Source organism: Catenuloplanes japonicus (genome assembly GCF_000717135.1).
In the GTDB taxonomy this organism is placed as follows: Bacteria; Actinomycetota; Actinomycetes; order Mycobacteriales; family Micromonosporaceae; genus Catenuloplanes; species Catenuloplanes japonicus.
The window spans coordinates 119719-139196 of record NZ_JNXY01000007.1 but is presented as its reverse complement, the minus strand read 5'-3'; the positions used below and the strand labels follow the sequence as shown (position 1 = coordinate 139196).

The 19478-nt window shown below is 71.9% G+C and carries 19 protein-coding genes and 1 pseudogene; 11 read left to right on the top strand and 9 right to left on the bottom strand.

Annotated elements, in window-relative coordinates; all coding sequences use genetic code 11:
* Positions 1-153: 153 nt before the first annotated feature.
* Together OP04_RS13770 and OP04_RS13765 are read left to right on the top strand one after the other, a co-directional pair.
* Positions 154-420: a hypothetical protein gene (locus tag OP04_RS13770; protein WP_033340029.1), complete on the top strand. Its 267-nt coding sequence runs from the start codon at positions 154-156 to the stop codon at positions 418-420.
* A 39-nt stretch (positions 421-459) separates the two neighbouring features.
* Complete coding sequence (locus OP04_RS13765; RefSeq protein WP_033340133.1) at positions 460-1248, top strand: hypothetical protein; 789 nt, start codon at positions 460-462, stop codon at positions 1246-1248.
* A 7-nt stretch (positions 1249-1255) separates the two neighbouring features.
* Here the strand turns inward: OP04_RS13765 and OP04_RS13760 are convergent, their stop codons facing one another.
* The 6 genes and pseudogenes from OP04_RS13760 to OP04_RS13735 form a co-directional block, all read right to left on the bottom strand.
* A complete protein-coding gene (locus OP04_RS13760; RefSeq protein WP_033340028.1) occupies positions 1256-1669 on the bottom strand; it encodes a Fur family transcriptional regulator in 414 nt (137 codons plus the stop codon).
* Between the two features lie 77 nt (positions 1670-1746).
* Positions 1747-2040 (bottom strand): annotated as a pseudogene (locus tag OP04_RS13755) (ArsR/SmtB family transcription factor); the annotation flags it as partial.
* Positions 2041-2069: 29 nt separating this feature from the next.
* Positions 2070-2945 carry a metal ABC transporter permease gene (locus OP04_RS13750; RefSeq protein WP_033340027.1) on the bottom strand — a complete coding sequence of 292 codons (876 nt, stop codon included), beginning with the start codon at positions 2943-2945 and terminating at the stop codon, positions 2070-2072.
* Positions 2942-3718 carry a metal ABC transporter ATP-binding protein gene (locus OP04_RS13745; protein ID WP_033340026.1) on the bottom strand — a complete coding sequence of 259 codons (777 nt, stop codon included), beginning with the start codon at positions 3716-3718 and terminating at the stop codon, positions 2942-2944. Before OP04_RS13745 ends, OP04_RS13750 begins: the two co-directional genes overlap by 4 nt.
* Complete coding sequence (locus OP04_RS13740) at positions 3718-4680, bottom strand: metal ABC transporter substrate-binding protein (RefSeq protein ID WP_051797834.1); 963 nt, start codon at positions 4678-4680, stop codon at positions 3718-3720. Before OP04_RS13740 ends, OP04_RS13745 begins: the two co-directional genes overlap by 1 nt.
* A gap of 63 nt (positions 4681-4743) precedes the next feature.
* Positions 4744-4971 (bottom strand): DUF6703 family protein, encoded by a 228-nt coding sequence (locus OP04_RS13735; protein WP_408606744.1) that lies wholly within the window; start codon positions 4969-4971, stop codon positions 4744-4746.
* Positions 4972-5029: 58 nt separating this feature from the next.
* On the opposite strand from OP04_RS13735, the gene OP04_RS13730 reads away from it, so the two are divergent.
* The 8 genes from OP04_RS13730 to add all read left to right on the top strand — a co-directional run bounded on the left by OP04_RS13730 (position 5030) and on the right by add (position 15498).
* Complete coding sequence (locus OP04_RS13730; protein ID WP_033340129.1) at positions 5030-5371, top strand: antibiotic biosynthesis monooxygenase family protein; 342 nt, start codon at positions 5030-5032, stop codon at positions 5369-5371.
* A 22-nt stretch (positions 5372-5393) separates the two neighbouring features.
* Positions 5394-5969 carry a hypothetical protein gene (locus OP04_RS13725; RefSeq protein WP_157239797.1) on the top strand — a complete coding sequence of 192 codons (576 nt, stop codon included), beginning with the start codon at positions 5394-5396 and terminating at the stop codon, positions 5967-5969.
* Between the two features lie 70 nt (positions 5970-6039).
* Positions 6040-7419, top strand: coding sequence for a glycine--tRNA ligase (locus OP04_RS13720; RefSeq protein WP_033340025.1), 1380 nt, complete (start codon positions 6040-6042; stop codon positions 7417-7419).
* Positions 7420-7586: 167 nt separating this feature from the next.
* Positions 7587-10196: a hypothetical protein gene (locus tag OP04_RS13715; protein ID WP_033340024.1), complete on the top strand. Its 2610-nt coding sequence runs from the start codon at positions 7587-7589 to the stop codon at positions 10194-10196.
* 10 nt (positions 10197-10206) lie between these two features.
* A complete protein-coding gene (locus OP04_RS13710) occupies positions 10207-11373 on the top strand; it encodes a DUF2786 domain-containing protein (RefSeq protein ID WP_232323578.1) in 1167 nt (388 codons plus the stop codon).
* Between the two features lie 330 nt (positions 11374-11703).
* Entirely contained in the window at positions 11704-12759 is a 1056-nt protein-coding gene (locus OP04_RS13705; RefSeq protein WP_051797830.1) for a YncE family protein, read from the top strand.
* Positions 12760-12939: 180 nt separating this feature from the next.
* On the top strand, positions 12940-14412 hold the full coding sequence (locus OP04_RS13700; protein ID WP_085066446.1) for an AI-2E family transporter: 1473 nt from the start codon (positions 12940-12942) through the stop codon (positions 14410-14412).
* A gap of 156 nt (positions 14413-14568) precedes the next feature.
* Entirely contained in the window at positions 14569-15498 is a 930-nt protein-coding gene (gene add / locus OP04_RS13695; RefSeq protein WP_033340125.1) for an adenosine deaminase, read from the top strand.
* Between the two features lie 67 nt (positions 15499-15565).
* Here the strand turns inward: add and OP04_RS13690 are convergent, their stop codons facing one another.
* From OP04_RS13690 to OP04_RS13680, 3 genes are all read right to left on the bottom strand, one after another.
* Positions 15566-16441: a helix-turn-helix domain-containing protein gene (locus OP04_RS13690; RefSeq protein ID WP_085066445.1), complete on the bottom strand. Its 876-nt coding sequence runs from the start codon at positions 16439-16441 to the stop codon at positions 15566-15568.
* Positions 16442-16443: 2 nt separating this feature from the next.
* Entirely contained in the window at positions 16444-17217 is a 774-nt protein-coding gene (locus tag OP04_RS13685) for an SAM-dependent methyltransferase (RefSeq protein ID WP_033340021.1), read from the bottom strand.
* A gap of 86 nt (positions 17218-17303) precedes the next feature.
* Complete coding sequence (locus tag OP04_RS13680; protein ID WP_033340020.1) at positions 17304-18179, bottom strand: winged helix-turn-helix transcriptional regulator; 876 nt, start codon at positions 18177-18179, stop codon at positions 17304-17306.
* 53 nt (positions 18180-18232) lie between these two features.
* Between OP04_RS13680 and OP04_RS13675 the strand changes: the two genes are divergently transcribed.
* Positions 18233-19456, top strand: a complete 1224-nt coding sequence (locus OP04_RS13675; RefSeq protein WP_033340019.1) for an MFS transporter — start codon at positions 18233-18235, stop codon at positions 19454-19456.
* The last annotated feature ends 22 nt before the right edge of the window (positions 19457-19478 follow it).

Sequence of the window (19478 nt, the reverse complement as noted above, 5' to 3'; positions counted from 1 at the left end):
CCCACCCTCCGGAGGATCGCGGGAATCGGACATATTTTCCCAGGAGGGCGGAGGAGGGGGTAATGTGGCGGTCGTGGCGGAGGGTACTTTGGTACTTGGGTCACTTAGTCAGCGGGCGCTTCTGCCGGCGCCCGGATGTTGAGGAGATACACCATGGCCGCTGTGACACCTATCAAGGTTGATGCAAGCACCGATCAGCTCATCTCGCATGCCGCCCACTTCCTCAGCCGATCCAAGAAAGACGTTGTCGATACTGCCGTGCGTGAATACATCGAGAACCATCGCGATGAGATCCAAGTGGCCGTCACGGCTGCGCTCAAGCAGCTCGACGGCACCCTCGCCGGCTCTGTCTCGCTTCTCACCGGCATGTCCCGTGACGAGCTCGACGAGCTCGGCGGTTTCGCCGACCCGAAAGGCTGAGTCCTTCCGGGCAACCCCCGACGGACGTAAGAGAGTGTGATGTCTGAATTGCCGGTGAGACCGACGAAACGTGCTCTTGACGATCTCGGTCTCGCCTTCCCCGTGCTGGAACAACGTCTGCACCGCCTCGCGCATCCGGTCGTCGCCCACGCGCAACGCATTCCTGCGCAGGTGGCGGCGGGCGGTGCGGAGCGGGTCGCCTCGCTCGGCGACCGAGTGTGGTTCAAGGTCAAGACTGGGCGGCACCGCGCGGCGGTCCATCGTCTCGATCCGGCCTACGAGCATCAGCCAGAGATCGTCACGGAGGGCGCGTGGTGGTGGCTGGGCGCGGCCGGCACACGCAAGGGCGACAGCGACGCAGACGACTTCTACACCCGGCTCGCCGCCGAGTGCGGGCGCGCCGGGCGGGGGACCGGGAGGTCCTCCTCGGCGCATCTTCTGCCGCGCAGCGTGGATGTCCGCCGCCTGCGGGCGGAGCTCGCGGTGCAGGTCGTCGCGCGAGTCAGAGATCTCGTCTGTGACCTGATTGCCCGATCGCTGTGCGATGGCAAGGTGTGGTCGGCCCAGATGGAGAAATACGAGATCTCCGCCCTGGTCAGAGCGCAGGCGGGTGATGCCTACCTTGCGATCGTCGCGGAGGGCTTCATCGACGACCGGATCCTGGCGGTCATTCTCGACGCGGTTCCGGGGGTGGATCCGGACGACTGGCAGACCGAGCCCGACGGCGCGCTGGGGATTCAGCCCGGGTTCGGCCAGATCATCCGATCGGCGATCATCCCGCCCGAATACCAGGCGAAGATCGTTGATCAATATGGGAGCCCGGACTGAACCGGCTTCAGGCGGTGGCGCAGTCCTTGCAGGTGCCGAAGATCTCCAGGGTGTGGCTGACGTCGACGAAGCCGTGCTGGGCGGCGACGCGGTCGGCCCAGGACTCGACGGCGGGGCCCTCGACCTCGACGGTGCTGCCGCAGGAGCGGCAGACCAGGTGATGGTGGTGGCCGGAGCTGCAGCGGCGGTAGAGGTGCTCGCCGCCGGGCGGGCGCATGACGTCGATCTCGCCGCTGTCGGCGAGGCCCTGAAGCGTGCGGTAGACCGTGGTCAGGCCGACGCGCTCGCCGCGGTCGCGGAGCATGGCGTGGAGATCCTGCGCGCTGTGGAAGCCCTCGACCTCGGCGAGCAGTGAGCTGACGGCGGTGCGCTGGCGGGTGTTGCGGACGGCGGCGGACTGGGCCGCGTTATCAGCGATCATCGGGCATCTCCGGCGTGCGTGGGCGCGGGGGCTGCGGCTGGCCGGGGCGGCAGCGGGGCGGTGACCACGGTCGCGCCGGACTCGCCGGCGTGACTCACCGCGTCCGCGACGATGTGCGCGATGTGCTCGTCCACCAGGGTGTAGGCGATCTCCCGGCCACGCCGGGAACCGCGCACCACACCGGCACCGCGCAGCACGCGCAGGTGCTGGGAGACCAGCGGCTGGGGTGCGCCGAGCGTCTCCACCAGGTCGTGCACGCACTGCTCGCCCTTCGCCAGCTCGGTGACGATCGCGACGCGGATCGGCGCGGAGAGGGCACGGAGAAGCTCGCTTGCGGCCTCGTAGGCCCCGTACCCGGTCGCGCTGGTCACCTGGCAACCGTACAACCGACCCGCACGGGCTACCGACCGAGCACCACGTCCGGTGGCTCGGCGGCGACCGGCGCGGCGGGGAGCATCCGGCGGCGGACCAGGCGCCACACGGCCGCGCCGATCGCCAGGCCGAGGAAGACCGCGATGGTGAGGAGCACGATCGTGGCGCCGAGCGCGGTGTTCGCCTCCCCCGCGAGAGTGACACCGGCGCCGGCCGAGACGAGGCCGATCAGCATGGCGAGCGCCATCGTGGCCCGGAAGCCGCGGGTCACCTGCTGCGCGGCCGCGACCGGGACCACCATCAGCGCGCTGACCAGGAGCAGGCCGACCGCGCGCATCGCGATCGTGACCGTGACCGCGGTGGTGACCGCGAGCAGCAGGTTCAGCGCGCGGACGGGCAGGCCGGAGACGCGGGCGTACTCCTCGTCGTGGCAGATCGCGAACAGCGCGGGGCGCAGCGCGACCATGGCGAGCAGCACGATCAGGCCGAGCACCACGATCACGGTCAGGTCGCTGGGGGAGGTGGTGGTCAGACTGCCGAAGAGGTACGCGGTGAGGCTGTTCCCGGCACCGCCCTTGGGGGAGAGCCCGACCAGCACCACACCGCCCGCGATGCCGCCGTAGAAGAGCACGGCCAGCGCCAGGTCGCCGGAGGTGCGCCCGCGCTCGCGGACCAGCTCGACGCCGATCGCGCCGATCGCGGCCACGATCACGGCCGTGTAGACCGGGGACTGGTTGGTGAGCAGGCCGACGCCGACGCCGGTGAGCGCCACGTGCCCGATGCCGTCGCCGATCAGCGAGAGCTTGCGCTGCACCAGGTAGATGCCGAGCGCGGGCGCGGTGAGGCCGATGATCAGCGCGCCGATCAGCGCGCGGATCATGAAGTCGTACTGGAACAGGCTCACCGGTCGACGGCTCCTCGGACGATCGCCAGGCTCGGGTCCTCGGCGCAGTGCTGGTGCTGGTGGTCGTGCCCGGCGTCCGCGTGGTGGCCGGCCGGCTCCGGGATCTCGGGCCCGTCGTACGCGATGCGGCCGTCGTGCACCACGACCGCGCGTTGGATGAGCGGCTGCAGCGGGCCCAGCTCGTGCGCGACCAGCAGCACGGTGCCGCCGGTGCCGAGGAAGCCGCCGAGCGCGGCCGCGAACGCGACCTGGCTGGTGGAGTCGACGCCGGCCGTGGGCTCGTCCAGCACCAGCAGCTCCGGCTCGCCGGCCAGCGCGCGGGCGATCAGCGTGCGCTGCTGCTGGCCGCCGGAGAGCGTGGCGACCGGGTCCCTGACCCGGTCGCTGAGCCCGACGGCCTCGAGCGCGGACGCGACCGCGGCCCGGTCGGCGCGGCCCGGCGGCCGGAACACGCCGCGGCGGGCCAGCCGCCCGGACGCCACGACCTCGCCCACGGTCGCGGGCACGCCGCCGCCGGCGTCGAGGCGCTGCGGCACGTAGCCGACGCGGTGCCACTGGCGGAACCGCCGCTGCGGCGTGCCGAACAGCGCGATGGCCCCGCCGGAGAGCGGGACCAGGCCGAGGATCGTGCGGATCAGCGTGGACTTGCCGGAGCCGTTGGCGCCGAGGATCGCGACGACCTCGCCGGCGGAGACCGTCAGCGAGACGTCGCGGAGCACGGGGCGGCCGTCGTAGCCGACCACCCCGTGCGACACCGAGACGATTTCGTTCATCAGGAGCAGCTTAGTGCCGTCTTCAGGGAAGCCAGATTGGTCCTCATCACGCTGAAGTAGTCGCCAGAGCCGTCCGCGATGCCCTCGATCGGGTCGAGAACCTCCGCCTTGGCGCCGACCTCGTTCGCGATCGTCTCGGCGATCTTCGGGCTGACCAGCGTCTCGAAGAAGATGGTGGTGGCGCCGTGCTCCTTGGCCTCGGTGGCGACCTCGGCGAGGCGCTGCGGCGACGGCTCGTCCTCGGGGGAGAGGCCGGAGATGCCGATCTGCTCCAGCTTGTAGCGCTCGGCCAGGTACGCGAACGCGGTGTGGCTGGTCACGATCTCCCGGCGTGCGCAGGTCTGCAGCCCCTGCGTGTACTCCGCGTCGAGCGTGGTCAGCTCCGTGCGCAGCGCGGCGGCCCGCGCGGTGTAGTCGGCGGCACGGTCCGGGTCGGCGGCGCCGAGCTTGGCCGCGACCGCGTCCGCGACGGTGGCGAGCCGCGTCGGGTCGAGCCAGATGTGCGGGTCGGTGCCGCCCTCCTCCTCCGCGTGCTCCTCCTCCGCGCCCTCGTCGTGCGAGTGGGAGGCGGTGCCGGAGAGCAGCGTGACCGAGGTGCCGGCATCGAACGCGCGATCCGCGTTGTTCTGCGCCACGGCCTCGTCGACGGCGGGCTGGAAGCCCTTCAGGTAGAGCACCAGCTGCGCGTCCGTGAGCTGCCCGACCTGCTGGGGGTTCAGCTCCAGGTCGTGCGGCTCCGCGCCGGGCTTGGCGAGGCTGGTGACCGTGACCGCGTCGCCGCCGACCTTCTCCGCGACGAACTGCAGCGGGTAGAACGCGGCGACCACGCCGACGGTGCCGGGCGCGGCCGAGGCCCCGCTGTCGTCACCGCAGGCACTGAGCGCGGTGACACCGAGGAGTGCGGTGGCCGCGACGGCGAATATCTTAGATGTCCGGAAGCCGGGGGTGTTGCTGCTTGACATGATTTCCACTTTCCGGATAGCGGAAATCATTGTCAAAGACGCATGGGTGCATGTGAGGGCCGCTCACAGCAGTTTCCAGAGCGCGGCCGCGATCACCAGCGCGATCATCACGACCCGCACCGGGCGCAGCGAGGCGGCCGTCACCCGCCAGGACGTCACGGCCAGCGCGGTCACGGCGGCCGCGAGCAGCAGCAGGATCACGCCGCCGACCGGGCCGGGGATCAGCAGCCCGAGCAGCACCACCAGCAGCGTGGCGAGGAACACGCCGGTCGGGTTCAGCCGCGCGATCACGGAAGTCCTCTCGTCGTACCCTATGAAGATTTTGATTATTGGGTTGAAGGGATCTCCAGTGCTAGTCATCAACCGCTTCGTGGTGGCCGAAGATGCGGCCGCGGACTTCGAGAGCCGGGGACATGCCGCGCTCGCGGCGCTGTCGGCCCGGCCCGGGTACGTCTCCGGCCGTCTCACCCGCGCGCTCGACGACCCCGCCCACTGGAGCCTGGTCACGGACTGGGAGTCGGTCGGCGCCTACCGGCGGGCGCTCGGCGACTTCGACGTCAAGATCGCCGCGATCCCGCTGATGGCCGAGTCGGTGGACGAGCCGTCCGCGTTCGAGGAGCTGGCGACCGCGGCGCCCGGCGGCGAGGTGCAGGTCGTGGACAGTGATCGGGCCAGGCACCCGCATCGCTAGATCAAGCGATTATCGTGGGTCCATGACCCTCGCCGGAGAGACCGCCGCGCCGACCCCAGAGCCCGGCGCGGGCGACATGCCGCCCGGCGCAGGCGCCCTGCCGCCCGGCCCGGGTGTCGTCCCGCCTCCGCCCGGCCCCGGGGTGGCGCCGCCGTTCCCCGCGCCGCCGTCCGAGGGTCGTTCCGGCCGGATCTGGATGAGCGTCGGCATCGCCGCCGTGGTGGCCATGATCTGCTGCGGCGGGGGCGCGGTCGCGGTGCTCGGCATCGGCCTGACCACCACGCAGGCGCTGACCGAGCAGGCCAAGGCGCAGGTCGGGCAGTACCTCGACGCGTTGCGGGACGAGGACTACTCGCTCGCCTACAGCTACATCTGCGATCAGCAGCAGGACAGCACGACCCGGCGGCAGTTCATCGACGACATGGCCGAGGAGCCGGTGCTCGACTCGTACCGTCTGGGGGAGCTGAGCGCGTACTCCACGGAACTGCTCATGCCCGCAGAATTGACGTATTCCGGTGGTCAGCAGGCCCGTGTGCAGTACATCCTGGTACAGGACACGAGCACGGCTCAGCTCGAAGTCTGCGGAACCCAGGGGTAACCTTCAACGGTTCCGCACGATGTCGACACCTATTCAAAGCGCCGACCGCCAGCCGGCGTAGAAGGAAATCATGCCCGCCGATCGCATTGACTCCGTTGTCAGCCTCGCCAAGCGCCGCGGCTTCGTCTTCCCGTCCAGCGAGATCTACGGCGGCACGAAATCGGCCTGGGACTACGGTCCGCTCGGCGTCGAGCTGAAGGACAACGTCCGTCGCCAGTGGTGGAAGACCATGGTCCAGCAGCGGGACGACATCGTCGGCCTCGACTCGGCCGTGATCCTGTCCAAGGACGTCTGGGCCGCCTCCGGTCACCTCGACGCGTTCGTCGACCCGCTGACCGAGTGCCAGTCCTGCCACAAGCGCTTCCGGGCCGACCACCTGGAGGAGGCGTTCGAGGCCAAGCACGGCCGGACGCCCACCGACCTCAGCGAGCTCAACTGCCCGAACTGTGGCAACAAGGGCACCTTCAGCGCGCCGCGCATGTTCAACGGTCTGATGAAGACCTACCTCGGCCCGGTCGAGTCCGAGGAGGGCCTGCACTACCTGCGCCCGGAGACCGCCCAGGGCATCTTCGTCAACTTCGCGAACGTGGCGACCGCGGCCCGCAAGAAGCCGCCGTTCGGCATCGCGCAGGTCGGCAAGTCGTTCCGCAACGAGATCACGCCCGGTAACTTCATCTTCCGGACCCGCGAGTTCGAGCAGATGGAGATGGAGTTCTTCTGCCAGCCGGGCGAGGACGAGCAGTGGCACGAGTACTGGCTGAACGAGCGCTGGAACTGGTACCTCGACCTCGGCCTCTCCGAGTCGAACCTGCGCCGGTTCGAGCACCCGAAGGAGAAGCTCTCCCACTACTCCAAGCGCACGGTCGACATCGAGTACCGCTTCATGTTCGGCGGCACCGAGTTCTCCGAGCTGGAGGGCGTGGCGAACCGGACCGACTTCGACCTGACCACGCACAGCAAGCACTCCGGTGTGGACCTCTCCTACTTCGACCAGGAGAAGAAGGAGCGCTGGACGCCGTACGTGATCGAGCCCGCCGCCGGCCTCACCCGGGCCGTGCTGGCGTTCCTGCTCGAGGCGTACGACGAGGACCAGGCGCCGAACACCAAGGGCGGCATGGACACCCGCACCGTCATGCGCTTCGACCCGCGCCTCGCGCCGGTCAAGGTCGCGGTGCTCCCGCTGTCCCGCAACCCGGAGCTGTCGCCGAAGGCCAAGGAGCTCTCCGCCAACCTGCGTAAGCGCTGGGTCGTGGAGTTCGACGACTCGCAGGCGATCGGCCGTCGTTACCGCCGGCAGGACGAGATCGGCACGCCGTTCTGCGTCACGGTCGACTTCGACACGCTGCAGGACAACGCCGTGACCGTGCGGAACCGGGACACCATGCAGCAGGAGCGGGTGTCGCTGGACCAGATCGAGACCTATCTGATCGAGCGCCTGCCCGGCTGCTAGATCAACCCCGTCGCCCCGGCCGGTACGCCACCGGCCGGGCGACGGACGTTCGGACGACCGTGCGGCGGCCGTTCCGGCACAGTTCTCCGCATCGGCGGTCATAACTGCTGTGCCGGCCCCCACAGGTGTACTAGCTTGCTGGAAACCACCTGCTGTCAGGGGCAACCGTGCGTCACTCCAGGCTCGCCGTGTCCGTCGCGGCCGCACTCGTCCTCATCGGACTCGGCACCACCGCCGCGTCGGCCGCGGTCACCGCCGTCGAGGTCACCGCGAAACTCGGCGGCGACCCGGTCACCATCCGCACGGTCGAGCCGGGCCAGGACGCGATCGTCGCGTTCCAGGCGGAGGCCGGCCGGCGCGCACTGATCGAGCTCACCGACATCCAGTTCGGCAGCATGTGGCTCTACCTGCGCGATCCCGCCGGCGGCACGCTGCGCGCGGTCTCCTGCAGCGACAACGTCGAGTGCGTGCTGGACACCACGGAGCTGGCCGCGGCCGGGCGGTACACGATCTACCTGGACGCGTCGCCGCTCTCCTACGGCCTGGTCACGGTCCGGGTGCACGACGTGCCGCCGGACCTGCGCACGGCGTACACGATCGGCGACCCGGCCACCACGATCAGCACGGACGCGCCGGGCCAGGACGCGAACCTGGTCTTCAAGGGCACGGCCGGGCAGCGCGTGTTCACCCGGGTCAGCGCGGGCACGGTCGGCACGCTCACGGCGTACCTGCTGGATCCGCGCGGTGCCTCGCTCGGCGGCGGCATCTGCGACGTGCCCTGCGACATCGACGTGGTCACGCTCCCCGAGGACGGCGAGTACCGGCTGCTGCTCAGTCCGTCCGGCATCCGGGTCGGCGCGCTGACCGTGCAGGTCCTGGACGTGCCGGACGACGTCGTCATCGCCACGAAGATCGGCGATCCGGCCCCGGTCGCGACGAAGGCCGCCGGGCAGAACGCGCGCGTGCTCTTCGACGCGAACGCGGGCGACAACGTCACGGTCGCGGTCTCGGACAGCGGCTTCACCACGGGCAGGATCACGCTCTACGGCCCGAAGGGCGAGACGCTCGCCACCGGCGACTGCACCCGCAACTGTGCGCTGACCGGCGTGCCGCTGACCTCGTCCGGCACGCACACGGTGCTGCTCGACCCGTCCGGCGCGCAGACCGGCGCCGCCGTCGTCACCATCACGGTCAGCGCGCCCGACGTGATCGCCGAGGTCACGCCGGGCGGGCCCGCGGTCACGCTGAAGATCTCCGAACCCGGGCAGAACGCAGCCGTGGTGTTCGACGGCGTGGCCGGCCGGCACCTGTCCGCCGCGTTCACCAAGGGCACGCTGACCAGGGCGACCGCGTCACTGCGCGCGCCGGACGGGACCGTGCTCACGTCCGCGGCGTGCGCGGTCTCCTGCTTCCTGGACGTGCTCGCGCTGCCGGCGGCCGGGCGTTACACGATCGTCGTCGACCCGGAGGGCTCCTACACCGGATCGATCACGGCCCAGCTGTACGACGTGCCCGCGGACGCGGTGGTCCGCGCGATCCCCGGCGGTGGTCCGGCGCTGCTCGCCACGGACGTCCCCGGGCAGAACGGCGTCGCGGAGTTCGCGCTCAAGCGCGGCGAGCGGACGTTCGTGCAGCTCAGCGGCGGCACATACGGCACGGCCCACGGATACCTGCGCGACCCGTCCGGCGCCGACCTCGCGCTGCAGCAGTGCGCCGCCACCTGTGCGTTCGACGCGGGCGCGGCCGCGACCGACGGCGTCTACCGGATCGTGCTCGACCCGCAGGGGGCGGACGTCGGCAGCATCACGGTCACGGTCCACGCGGTTCCCGCCGACACGCTGGTGCGCACCACGCCCGGCGGGGGTGCGGTCACGGCCGCCACCACCGCGCCCGGCCAGTCCGCGCTGGTGGTCTTCGACGCCGTGGCCGGGCAGCGGATCAGCGCCCGGCTGTCCGCGGGCACGTTCGGCGCGGCCGCCGTGGCGCTGCGCGGGCCGGACGGCACCACGCTGTCCTCGGCCGCCTCATGCGGCGCAGCCTGCTTCCTGGACACGGTCACGGCCGCCGGCACGGGGACGTACACGCTGGTCATCGACCCGTCCGGCACCGCGGTCGGCACGATCACGGCGGAGGTGTTCGACGTGACCGACGCGACCTACGACGCGATCGCCGGCGGGGAGGCGGTCGGCGTCACCACCGTCACCCCCGGGCAGAACGCGGTGGTGTCGTTCCGCGGTCTCAAGGGCCTGCGCGTCTCCGTCCGGCTCACCGGGGGCACGTTCGGCGCGGCCGGCATCGTGCTGCGCGGGCCGGACGGCGCCACGCTGTCCTCGGCCGGGTCCTGCGGCACCACCTGCTTCGCGGACGTGGTGACGCTCGCCGCGGACGGCGTCTACAGCGTGCTGGTCAACCCGTCCGCGGCCGGGACCGGCACGGCCACGCTGCAGATCCACCAGGTCCCGGCGGACGCGGCCGCGACCGTGACGATCGGCGGCGCCCCCGCGTCCGTGTCGATCAAGGCGCCGGGGCAGAACGCGACCGTGTCGTTCGACGGCGTGGCCGGGCAGGCCGTCACGCTCACGATCGGCAACGCCGGGCTGGGCGCGGTGTCGTACCAGCTGCGCGGCCCGGACGGCACGCTGCTGACCAGCCGCTCCGGCACCTCGGCCGTGACCGTCACGCTCGGTCCGGTCACGCTCACGGCCTCCGGCACCCAGACGCTGACGCTGAACCCGACCACACACGCCGTGGGATCCGCGACCGTGACCGCCACGTAGCCTGTGCGGCGTGACTTCAACGGCGGCGGGGACGATCCGGGCGATGCTGAGCGGCACGACCGGCTATGAGCAGGGCCTGGACGAGCTGACCGTGCTGCCGCCCGGCACGGTCGACCCGGCGCTGTCCGCCGCGCTGCGCGAGTCCGGGGAGCGGCTGTTCAAGGCCGGATGGCAGCCCGTCGAGCTGCACCGCCTGGTCACGCGCCGGGCCGGGCCGGAGGCCGCACGCCTGGTGGCGGACGCGGCCGCCGCGATGCTGCACCGGGCACCGGCCGCGGACCCGCGCTGGACCGCCCAGGCCGCGGAGATCGGCGCGGAACGCTGGTGGACCTCGGACCCGGACTACCCGTCCGAGCTGGCGAAACGTCTGCGCACGGACCGGGTCGCGGTGCTGGATCTCATCCTGTCCGCGCTCGCGCTGCTGCGTACCCTCCCGTCGATCGAGATCTTGATGCCGCCGCCGGGTGCCGCATTGCCCCGGGTGGTAAATACCGAAAAATCCGACAACAGGGTGCTTGAGCGGGTGCGGGCGCTGCTGGCCAAGGCCGAGTCCACCGACTTCCCCGCCGAGGCCGACGCCTACACGGCCAAGGCCCAGGAGATGATCACCCGGCACAGCCTCGACGAGGCGCTGCTCACCGCGGACCGCACCGAGATCGTCCCGCTCACCCGCCGTATCGCCGTCGACGCCCCCTACGAGAGCGAGAAGGCCGCGCTGCTGCACGCCGTCGCCCGCGCCAACCGCTGCCACGCGGTCTGGACGCCCGACCTCGGCTTCTCCACCGTCTTCGGCTTCGACGCCGACATCGACGCGGTCGACCTGCTCCACGCGTCCCTGCTGGTCCAGGCGCAGCGCGCGATGTCCCGCGCCGAGCCCGGCGGTGCCAAGTCCGGCGGCGGCAAGGCAGGAAAGTCCCGCCTCAAGACGTTCCGCGCATCGTTCCTGGTCGCGTTCGCCCACCGCATCGGCGAACGCCTCGCCCAGGCCGCCCGCGAGGCCGTCCCGATCGCGAGCAGCGACAACCTGCTGCCGGTCCTCCGTTCCCGCGACCTCCAGGTCCAGGAGACGATGCAGCGCGTCTTCCCCCGCACCGAACGTGCCCGCGGCGCCCGCGTCGACAGCGACGAGGGCTGGCACGAGGGCAGAGCGGCCGCCGACCGCGCGACCTTCCGCTAAGACCAAGATCAAGATCCAGGTCATTTTCCCGCTTCCGGCGTGGTCCGGCAGCGTTGCTCCCGCGGGCAAACCTCGCGTCGGGCTCCGCTGGCGCTCCGCACGACGCGAGGAGCCGGTGCCGCCGCTGGTCACCGAAGACCCCCGCGGGGCGGGACCGCCGCGGCCGGCCCGGCCGCCGGAGCGGGCAGAAATCGTCGTACCGGCGTGATAGATATTTCCATGCGCCGATGTGGCGTGGCACGGGGGACTTACGGATACGCACGTCTGTGAAACGCGCGCGGCAGCGTGCGTGGGTTCCCTGTGTCTTCCGGCAGCATTGAGGAGACCCTCGTGAGACTCCGCACCGCTCTGTCCGTTCCGCTGGTCGCGCTCGCCGTGGCCACGTCGGCGCTCACGGCCCCCGGCACCGCGCAGGCCGCGATCGCCCAGACCGCCGTCCCGCTCCCGATCACGTTCGCCGACGACGTGGTGTCGTCCGGCGACCGGGTCTTCGTCAGCAGCGGCGCCACCGGCACCGACGTGGTCGTCACCGACCGGGCCGGCGTCGTCACCGGCACGCTCGGCAACCTGCCCGGCCCGGCGGACCTGCAGCTCAGCAACGACCGGAGCACGCTCTACGTGGCGCTCACCGCGGGCAACGCGATCGCCGCGTTCAACACCGGCACGCTCACCGAGTTCGCCCGCTACGACACCGCGGCCGTCGGCGCCGGCTGCCCGCAGACGCTGGCCCTGACCGGCAACAACCTCTGGTTCGGCTACGGCTGCGGCGGCTGGCAGGGCGGCATCGGCCGGGTCAACCTCGGCCGCCAGCCCGCCGTGGTCAGCACCACCTCGGTCAGCGGCCAGTTCTACGGCCAGCCGTTGCTGACCAGCGCGCTGCGCAACAACACCGTGCTGGTCGCGGGCACGCCGGGGCAGAGCCCGGCGGAGGCGTTCGTCTACACGATCGGCAGCGGCGGCACGCTGACCCCGCGCAATGAGGCCGAGTGGAACTCGATCGGCAGCAACATGCGCGACCTCGCGCTCGACCCGACCGGCACCACGCTCTTCTTCGCCTGCGGCTATCCGTATGCGGTGAACGGCTACCCCGCCGGCGACATCCGCGAGGAGCCGGTCTCGGCCGTCCTGCAGACCGGGGCGTACCCGAACGCGGTCGAGGTGTCCCGGGACGGCACGCTGATCGCGGCCGGCATCGACGGCAATTACGAGCCGGACGTCTACGTCTTCACGGCCACCGGCACGCAGGTCGGCAGCTTCGAGCTCGGCGCGCGGCTGTCCGACGCGGCGATCGCCTGGCAGCCCAACGGCGCCCATGTGTACGCGGTGACCTCGGAGTACTGGCCCGGCGGCACCACCCCCGCCGTCCTGCACGTGCTGACCGTGTAGCGCTCGTGGGAGACCGGGCCGTGGGCCCGGTCTCCCACGGGTACCGGAGGCTGCGGACGTGCCGGCAATCTGGGCATTGACGTCCTGTTTCCGCCGGTCAGCGGCCGGGTAACCAGGCGGTGACCGCGCCGCCGTGCGGATGTCCTCCGCCGCCGCGCGGATCTTCGCCGAGGAGCCGTCATGACCTGGTTCGCCACCGCCCGCGCCCGCGCCCGGAGCGTGCTCGTCGCGCGGAACGCCGCGCCACCGCCGTTCACACCGCCGTCGCCGCTCGCACCTCCGGACAGGACCGCCGAGGCCGCGGAGCCGCCGGTCGTGGTGATGCGGTCCGCGCCGAGCACGGACGACCTGGTGCCGCGCGGGATCCGGATCGCCGCGTCCTGGGCGTGGCGGGTGATCCTGCTGGTCGCGGCCGCGTACCTGCTGATCAGGGTGGTCGGGCTGCTGCGCGTGGTGATCATTCCGGTCGCGGTGGCGCTGCTGCTGGCCGCGCTGTTCGAGCCGGTCGCGGCCCGGATGCGCAGCCACGGCGTGAACCGGTCGGTCGCGGCCGCGCTGGTGCTGGTCGTCTCGCTGGTGCTGGTCTTCGGCGGGCTGGGGCTGATCGTCCAGACGTTCATCGCGCAGTACGACGACCTCGCCACACAGGTCGGCAGCGGCATCGACGAGGTGCAGGCCTGGCTCACCGAGGGACCGCTGCATCTGTCGCAGGGCCAGCTCAACGGGTACGTGGAGGCGTTGCAACAGCAGGTCGCCGGCAATCAGGGCGCGCTGACCACGGGCGCGCTGAGCACGGCCGGGACCGTCGGCGAGGTCGTCACCGGGTTCTTCCTGGTGCTGTTCACGCTCTTCTTCATGCTGCGCGACGGCGGCGCGATGTGGCACTTCCTGTGCCGCCTGCTGCCGCGCGGCGCCCGGCTGCCGATGGCGCGCGCCGGGCACTACTCCTGGCACACGCTGGTGTCGTACGTGCGGGCGACCGTGTTCGTGGCGTTCGTGGACGCGGTCGGCATCGGGATCGGGCTGGCCGTGATGGGCATTCCGCTGGCGCTGCCGCTGACCGCGCTGGTGTTCCTGGGCGCGTTCATCCCGGTGATCGGCGCGACCGTGACCGGCGCGGTCGCGGTGCTGGTGGCGCTGGTCGCACAGGGCCCGCTGAGCGCGCTGATCGTGCTGGGGGTGGTGATCGCGGTGCAGCAGCTGGAGGGCCACGTGCTCCAGCCGCTGATCATGGGCCGCGCGGTTTCGCTGCACCCGCTGGCCGTGATCCTGGCGATCGCGTCCGGCATCGTGCTGGCCGGCGTGGTGGGCGGCCTGGTGTCGGTGCCGCTGCTGGCCGTGCTGAACACGGCGCTGCGCTACCTGTTCGCGCACCCGGACGGCGAGCCGACGCCGGACCGCGAGCCGCCGGGCACCGAGCCCGCCGAGGTCGACCTGCCCGGCCCGGACGGCCCGGACGATGCGACGCCGGGCGGCCCGGACGATGCGACGCCGGGCGGTCGGGGCGGCGCGGCGGCGGGTGCCCGGAACGGCGCGGATCAGGGCGGACCGGTCGCGCCACCGGGTCAGCGGGAGTCGGCGCCGGGTTACCGGGACGCGACCCCGAGCTCCACCTCACCCCGCCGGCCCGGGACCGGGGCACACGCCGGTTAGGATCTTGGCGTGACCTCGACCCGATGCCTGCGGCCCGCGCGCCGGGCGGCCGTGTTCGGGGACCACTCGTACCGGATGGACTTCTACCAGTAACTGCCGACATTTCCGATGTCGGCCGTTGTCTGCGAGTTCATCCCGTACCGCTGGAGCTGTGTCATGTTTTTTGATCTTCATCGTCATCTTGAGGGGACGCTGCGCGTCGCCACCACGCGCGCGCTCGCGGTCCGCGACGGGCACCGGCTCGCGGCCGTCGACGACCTCGACGACCTGCTGGTGGCGCGCGGTCCGCTCGGCGGTCTGGTCCCGTTCCTGGCCAAGGTCGACGCCGCGCCGGCCGCGTTCTCCCGCCTGGAGGACTGGCAGCGGGCCGGGCGCGAGTGCGTCGAGGACGCGGCCGCGGAGGGCCTGGATTACCTGGAGATCCGGTTCGCGCCGTGGTTCATCCGGCAGGAGACCGGGCTGGCGCCGGAGGGCGTGATCGACGCGGTCGCGGACGGCGTGCGCGCGGCCTCCGCGGAGACCGGCGTGCGGACCGCGCTGATCGGCATCCTGCTGCGCGACCTCGGTCCGGAGTGCGGGCTCGACCAGGTGGACACGCTGCTGTCCCGGCGCGACCTGTTCTGTGCGGTGGATCTCGCGGGCAACGAGGGCGGCGTGCCGGCGGCGGACTTCGCGCCCGCGTTCGCCCGCGCCCGTGACGCGGGCCTGCACGTCACGGTGCACGCGGGCGAGGGTGCCGGGCCGGAGAGCGTGTGGGCGGCCGTGCGGCACCTCGGCGCGGAGCGGATCGGGCACGGCGTGCGCGCGGCGGAGGATCCGGCGCTGCTGGAGCACCTGGCCGCGCGCGGGATCACGCTGGAGGTGGCGCTGACCAGCAACCTGCACACCAGCGTGGCCCCGAGTTACGCGGCGCACCCGGTGAGGCGGCTGCTCGCGGCCGGCGTGCCGGTGGCGCTGTGCACGGACGATCCGCGCGCGTCCGCGACTACGTTGCCGGCCGAGTTCGAGGCGGCGCGCGAGGCCGGCCTCACGGATGCCGATCTGGCCGCGGTCAGGGTGAACGCCCGGGAAGCGGCGTTCGGTTAGCGACGAGGATCGGGGCGTCCCTCAGGTCGCCGGAACAGCCCGGGAACCCCCCGATCGCCGGTGAGAGCTAGAGGTCGCGGAGCGCGCGGCGGAGCACGTCCGCCGTGCGCTCCGGCGTGGTGGCCTCGATGATGAGGCGGCCGGCCGCGGCCGCGTACTGGTCGACGTCGTCCTCGCGGTCCAGGTAGAGGCTGCCGGTCAGCTGCTCCAGGAACACCACGTCCGGCACCTCCTCGTGCGCGAACCGCAGGATGCTGAACGCGCCGCCGGCCGCGGCGTGACCGCCGGCGCTGAACGGCACGACCTGCAGGCGCACCACGCGCGAGTCGATCAGTGTGAGCAGGAACTCGAGCTGCTCGCGGTGGATCGCGCGGCTGCCCATCGGGCGCAGCAGCACCGCTTCGTCTATCACGGCCCACAGCCGGGGCGAGTCCGCGCGCGCGAGCATGGTCTGGCGGGCCATCCGCAGCTCGACGCGGCGGTCGATCTCGCGCTTGGCGCTGCGGCCGTGGCCGATCGAGATGACGGCCCGCGCGTACGCCTCGGTCTGCAGCAGTCCCGGCACGAACTGGATCTCGTAGGTGCGGATCAGCTCCGCGGCCTGCTCCAGGTCGAGGTAGTTGAGGAACCAGGTGGGCAGCACGTCCGAGTACGCCTGCCACCAGCCGGGCCGGTTCGCCTCGCGGACCAGCGCCAGCAGCTCGTCCTGGTCCTGGACGCCGTAGAGCGTGAGCAGGTCGGTGACGTCGCGCTCCTTGAAGCCGACGCGGCCCAGCTCCATCCGGCTGATCTTGGACTCGGACGCGCGGATCGAGTAGCCGGCGGCCTCACGCGTCACGTCCGCGGCCAGCCGGTGCTGGCGCAGGCGCGCGCCGAGCTGCATACGGCTCACTGTCGGGCCGGCGTTGGCCGGCCCGCCGGTGAGCCGCGGGGAAGATGTCATGGTTATGGTTTTCGTCCTACCGCGCCGTACTGGTCGATCTCGGGTGCGTCCGTCTCCGGCTTCCAGGCTGTCACGGAGACCACGCCGGGGTCGACCAGGTCCAGCCCGGCGAAGAGCGCGGCGAAGCGCGCGGGCGTGCGCAGGTGGTACTTCGGGTTCGCCGAGATGTTCCAGATGCGGACCGCCTCGGTGTTCTCCGGGCTGGTGTCGCTGCCGTCGTACAGCGCGAGACAGCTGCCCGGTGCGAGCGCTCCCATGTAGGCGTCGATGAGCCGCTTCGCCTCGTCGTCGCTCTCCACGTGGCCGAGCACGCCCATCAGGAACAGCGCGACCGGCTTCGACAGGTCGAGCGTCCTCGCGGCCTCGGTGAGGATCGTGTCCGGGTCGCGCAGGTCCGCGTGCACATAGGCGGTCGCGCCCTCGGGCGTGCTGGTCAGCAGCGCGCGTGCCTGCTGCAGCACCATCGGGTCGTGGTCGGCGTAGACGATGCGCGCGTCCGGCGCCACCGACTGCGCGACCGTGTGCGTGTTGTCCGCCGTGGGCAGCCCGGTGCCGATGTCCAGGAACTGCCGGATCCCGGCCTCCGCGGTCAGCCAGCGCGTGACCCGGGCCAGGTAGTCGCGGGACAGCCGCGCGTTCACCGCGAGCTGCGGGAGGTTTGTCAGGATCTCGTCGCCGACCGCGCGATCGGCCTCGAAGTTGTCCGTGCCGCCGAGCAGATAGTTCCAGATCCTGGCCGTCTGGGGAACCGAGGTGTCGATCGCGCTCTCCGCCACGTGCGCACCCTTCGGAAGGTTGGTTGTGCGGGCCGGATGGACCCGGCAAGCATAGTGTGTCGCGCGCGGCAGTCCACAGAAGACCTTCAGCGGGTACGGCGTGAGGCGCGTTCCAGCATGTCATCGACGGATCCGGCCGGGTCGCTCACCGGAAACTGCACTGCGCGGACGGTCAGTTCCGGGTCGGTCAGCAGCGTCAGCCGCTTGAACCGGTCCACGCCCGCGGCCCGGAACGTCGGCAGCAGCAGCCCCGCGGCGAGACGCGCGTCCTGATCGGACAGCAGCGGATAGGGGAGTCCGGCCCACGCGGAGTACGCGGCCAGCTGGTCCGGACGCTGCGTGCTGATGCCGCGCACGGCCACGCCCGCCGCTGCGAAGGCCGGGTGCCGGTCCGCGTAGGTCCGGGTCTCCAGCGTGCAGCCGGGCGCGCCCGGGATCGCGCCCCAGCCGGGCGGGTAGGCGTGCGTGTCGGCCGGGGCGAACGCGCCGGGGAAGAAGAAGAGCACGGTCCACCCGCCGGGCTCCGCGGGGCGTACCGGCCGGTCGTCCTGGTCCTTGATCTTGAGGTCCGGCAGGCGGCGGCCGATCAGGCTCTCCACGCGGCGCACCTCCGCGTCGTTGCCGGTCGCGGTGAGCGCGCCGTCGCCCATCACGTGCCGCACGCCCCAGTCCTGCAGCGCGATCAGCGTGGGCAGCAGCGCCTCTCCCCGGTGCGTGAGCAGGTAGTCGAAGCGTGGCGGATGCGCGGAGTACGCCTTCTTCTCCAGGACGCCGTGGTCGACCAGCCCGGCCAGCCGCTCGGTCAGCGCACGGCGGCTCATGCCCAGCTCCCGCTGCAGCGCGTCGAACCGGGTGGTGCCGCCGGCGATGTCGCGCACGAGCAGGAACGTCCACCAGTCGCCGAGCACGCCGAGCGCCTGCGCGATGCCGCAGTCCGCGTCCGCCAGTTCCTCTCGCCTCATGTTTCTCACTATAGTGAGTTCCAGATTGGAACTTACTGGAAACGGGGTCCGCCATGAGTGTGTTCGCCCGCTGGTACGCCGCGATGACCACCAGCCAGGTCGGCTCCGCGGTCGGCGCGGTGGCGCTGCCGCTGACCGCGCTGGTCACGCTGAACGCCACGCCGTTCGAGATGGGCGTGATCGCGGCCGCGCAGTACGTCGCCTGGATCGTCATCGGCCTGCCCGCCGGCGTGCTGGTCCGGCGCCTGCCGTTGCGCGGCGCCCAGATCGGCGCGGACCTGGCCCGCTTCCTCGCCGTGCTCTCCGTGCCGCTCGCCTGGTGGGCCGGCGTGCTCACGGTCGCGCAGCTGGTGGCCGTCGCGCTCGTGATCAGCTTCGCCAACGTGATCTTCGACGTGGCCAACTCCACGTTCCTGACCTCGATCGTCCCGCCGGAGCAGCTCCAGTCCCGCAACAGCCTGACGTCCGGCACGCACGCGGCCACGCTGCTCGGCGGCCCGTCGCTCGGCGGCGTGATCGTGCAGGTGCTCGGCGCGGTGCCCACGCTGCTGGTGGACGCGGTCAGCTACCTCGCGTCCGCCGCGCTGCTGCGCACGCTGCCGGCGCGCCCGGTCGCCGTCGCCCCCGGCCGCGTCGAGGTCGTCGCGCAGATCCGGGAGGGCTGGCGGTACGTGACCGGGCATCCGATCATCGGCCCGTGCATGTGGACCGCGACCGCGGCGAACACGGTGTGCGGCGCCCAGCACGCGCTCTTCGCGCTCTACCTGGTCCGTGAGCTGCACGCGCCGCCCGGCGTGGTCGGGGTGCTGCTGGCCGCGGACGGCGTCGGCACGCTGATCGGCGCCGCGCTCACCACCCGGCTCGCCGCCGCGATCGGGACCGCGCGTGCGCTGGTGCTGGCCGGGTTCGTGTCGGTCGCCGGTGCGATCCTGATCCCGCTCGGCAGTGGTCTCCGGGGGTACGCGGCGTTCGCGCTCGGCAACGTCGTGTTCTCGTCCGGCGTGGTGGTGCTCAGCGTCATCACCCGGACGTACCGGCAGATCACCAGCCCGCCGGAGCTGCTGTCGCGCGTGATGGCCACGGTCCGGTTCGTCTCGTGGGGCGCGATTCCGCTGGGCGGGCTGGCGGCGGGCGCGCTGGCCGGGGTCATCGGCGCTCGCACCACGCTGCTGCTCTTCGTGATCGCGGCGGTCTGCATGCCCCTGTCGCTGCTCCGCTCCCCGGTCTGGCACCTCCGCGACCTGGCCGACCACCGCGACCCGGTCCCCGCTGGCTGAGGTGGCCGCCGTACCGACGGGG

Excerpts from the sequence above, each read along its gene's own strand:
- OP04_RS13700 (WP_085066446.1), top strand. The coding sequence starts at position 12,940 with ATGACCTGGTTCGCCACCGCCCGCGCCCGCGCCCGGAGCGTGCTCGTC.
- OP04_RS13745 (WP_033340026.1), bottom strand. The coding sequence starts at position 3,718 with ATGAACGAAATCGTCTCGGTGTCGCACGGGGTGGTCGGCTACGACGGC.
- OP04_RS13725 (WP_157239797.1), top strand. The coding sequence starts at position 5,394 with ATGACCCTCGCCGGAGAGACCGCCGCGCCGACCCCAGAGCCCGGCGCG.
- OP04_RS13740 (WP_051797834.1), bottom strand. The coding sequence starts at position 4,680 with ATGTCAAGCAGCAACACCCCCGGCTTCCGGACATCTAAGATATTCGCC.
- add (WP_033340125.1), top strand. The coding sequence starts at position 14,569 with ATGTTTTTTGATCTTCATCGTCATCTTGAGGGGACGCTGCGCGTCGCC.
- OP04_RS13760 (WP_033340028.1), bottom strand. The coding sequence starts at position 1,669 with ATGATCGCTGATAACGCGGCCCAGTCCGCCGCCGTCCGCAACACCCGC.
- OP04_RS13690 (WP_085066445.1), bottom strand. The coding sequence starts at position 16,441 with ATGACATCTTCCCCGCGGCTCACCGGCGGGCCGGCCAACGCCGGCCCG.
- OP04_RS13765 (WP_033340133.1), top strand. The coding sequence starts at position 460 with ATGTCTGAATTGCCGGTGAGACCGACGAAACGTGCTCTTGACGATCTC.
- OP04_RS13680 (WP_033340020.1), bottom strand. The coding sequence starts at position 18,179 with ATGAGGCGAGAGGAACTGGCGGACGCGGACTGCGGCATCGCGCAGGCG.
- OP04_RS13720 (WP_033340025.1), top strand. The coding sequence starts at position 6,040 with ATGCCCGCCGATCGCATTGACTCCGTTGTCAGCCTCGCCAAGCGCCGC.
- OP04_RS13675 (WP_033340019.1), top strand. The coding sequence starts at position 18,233 with ATGAGTGTGTTCGCCCGCTGGTACGCCGCGATGACCACCAGCCAGGTC.
- OP04_RS13770 (WP_033340029.1), top strand. The coding sequence starts at position 154 with ATGGCCGCTGTGACACCTATCAAGGTTGATGCAAGCACCGATCAGCTC.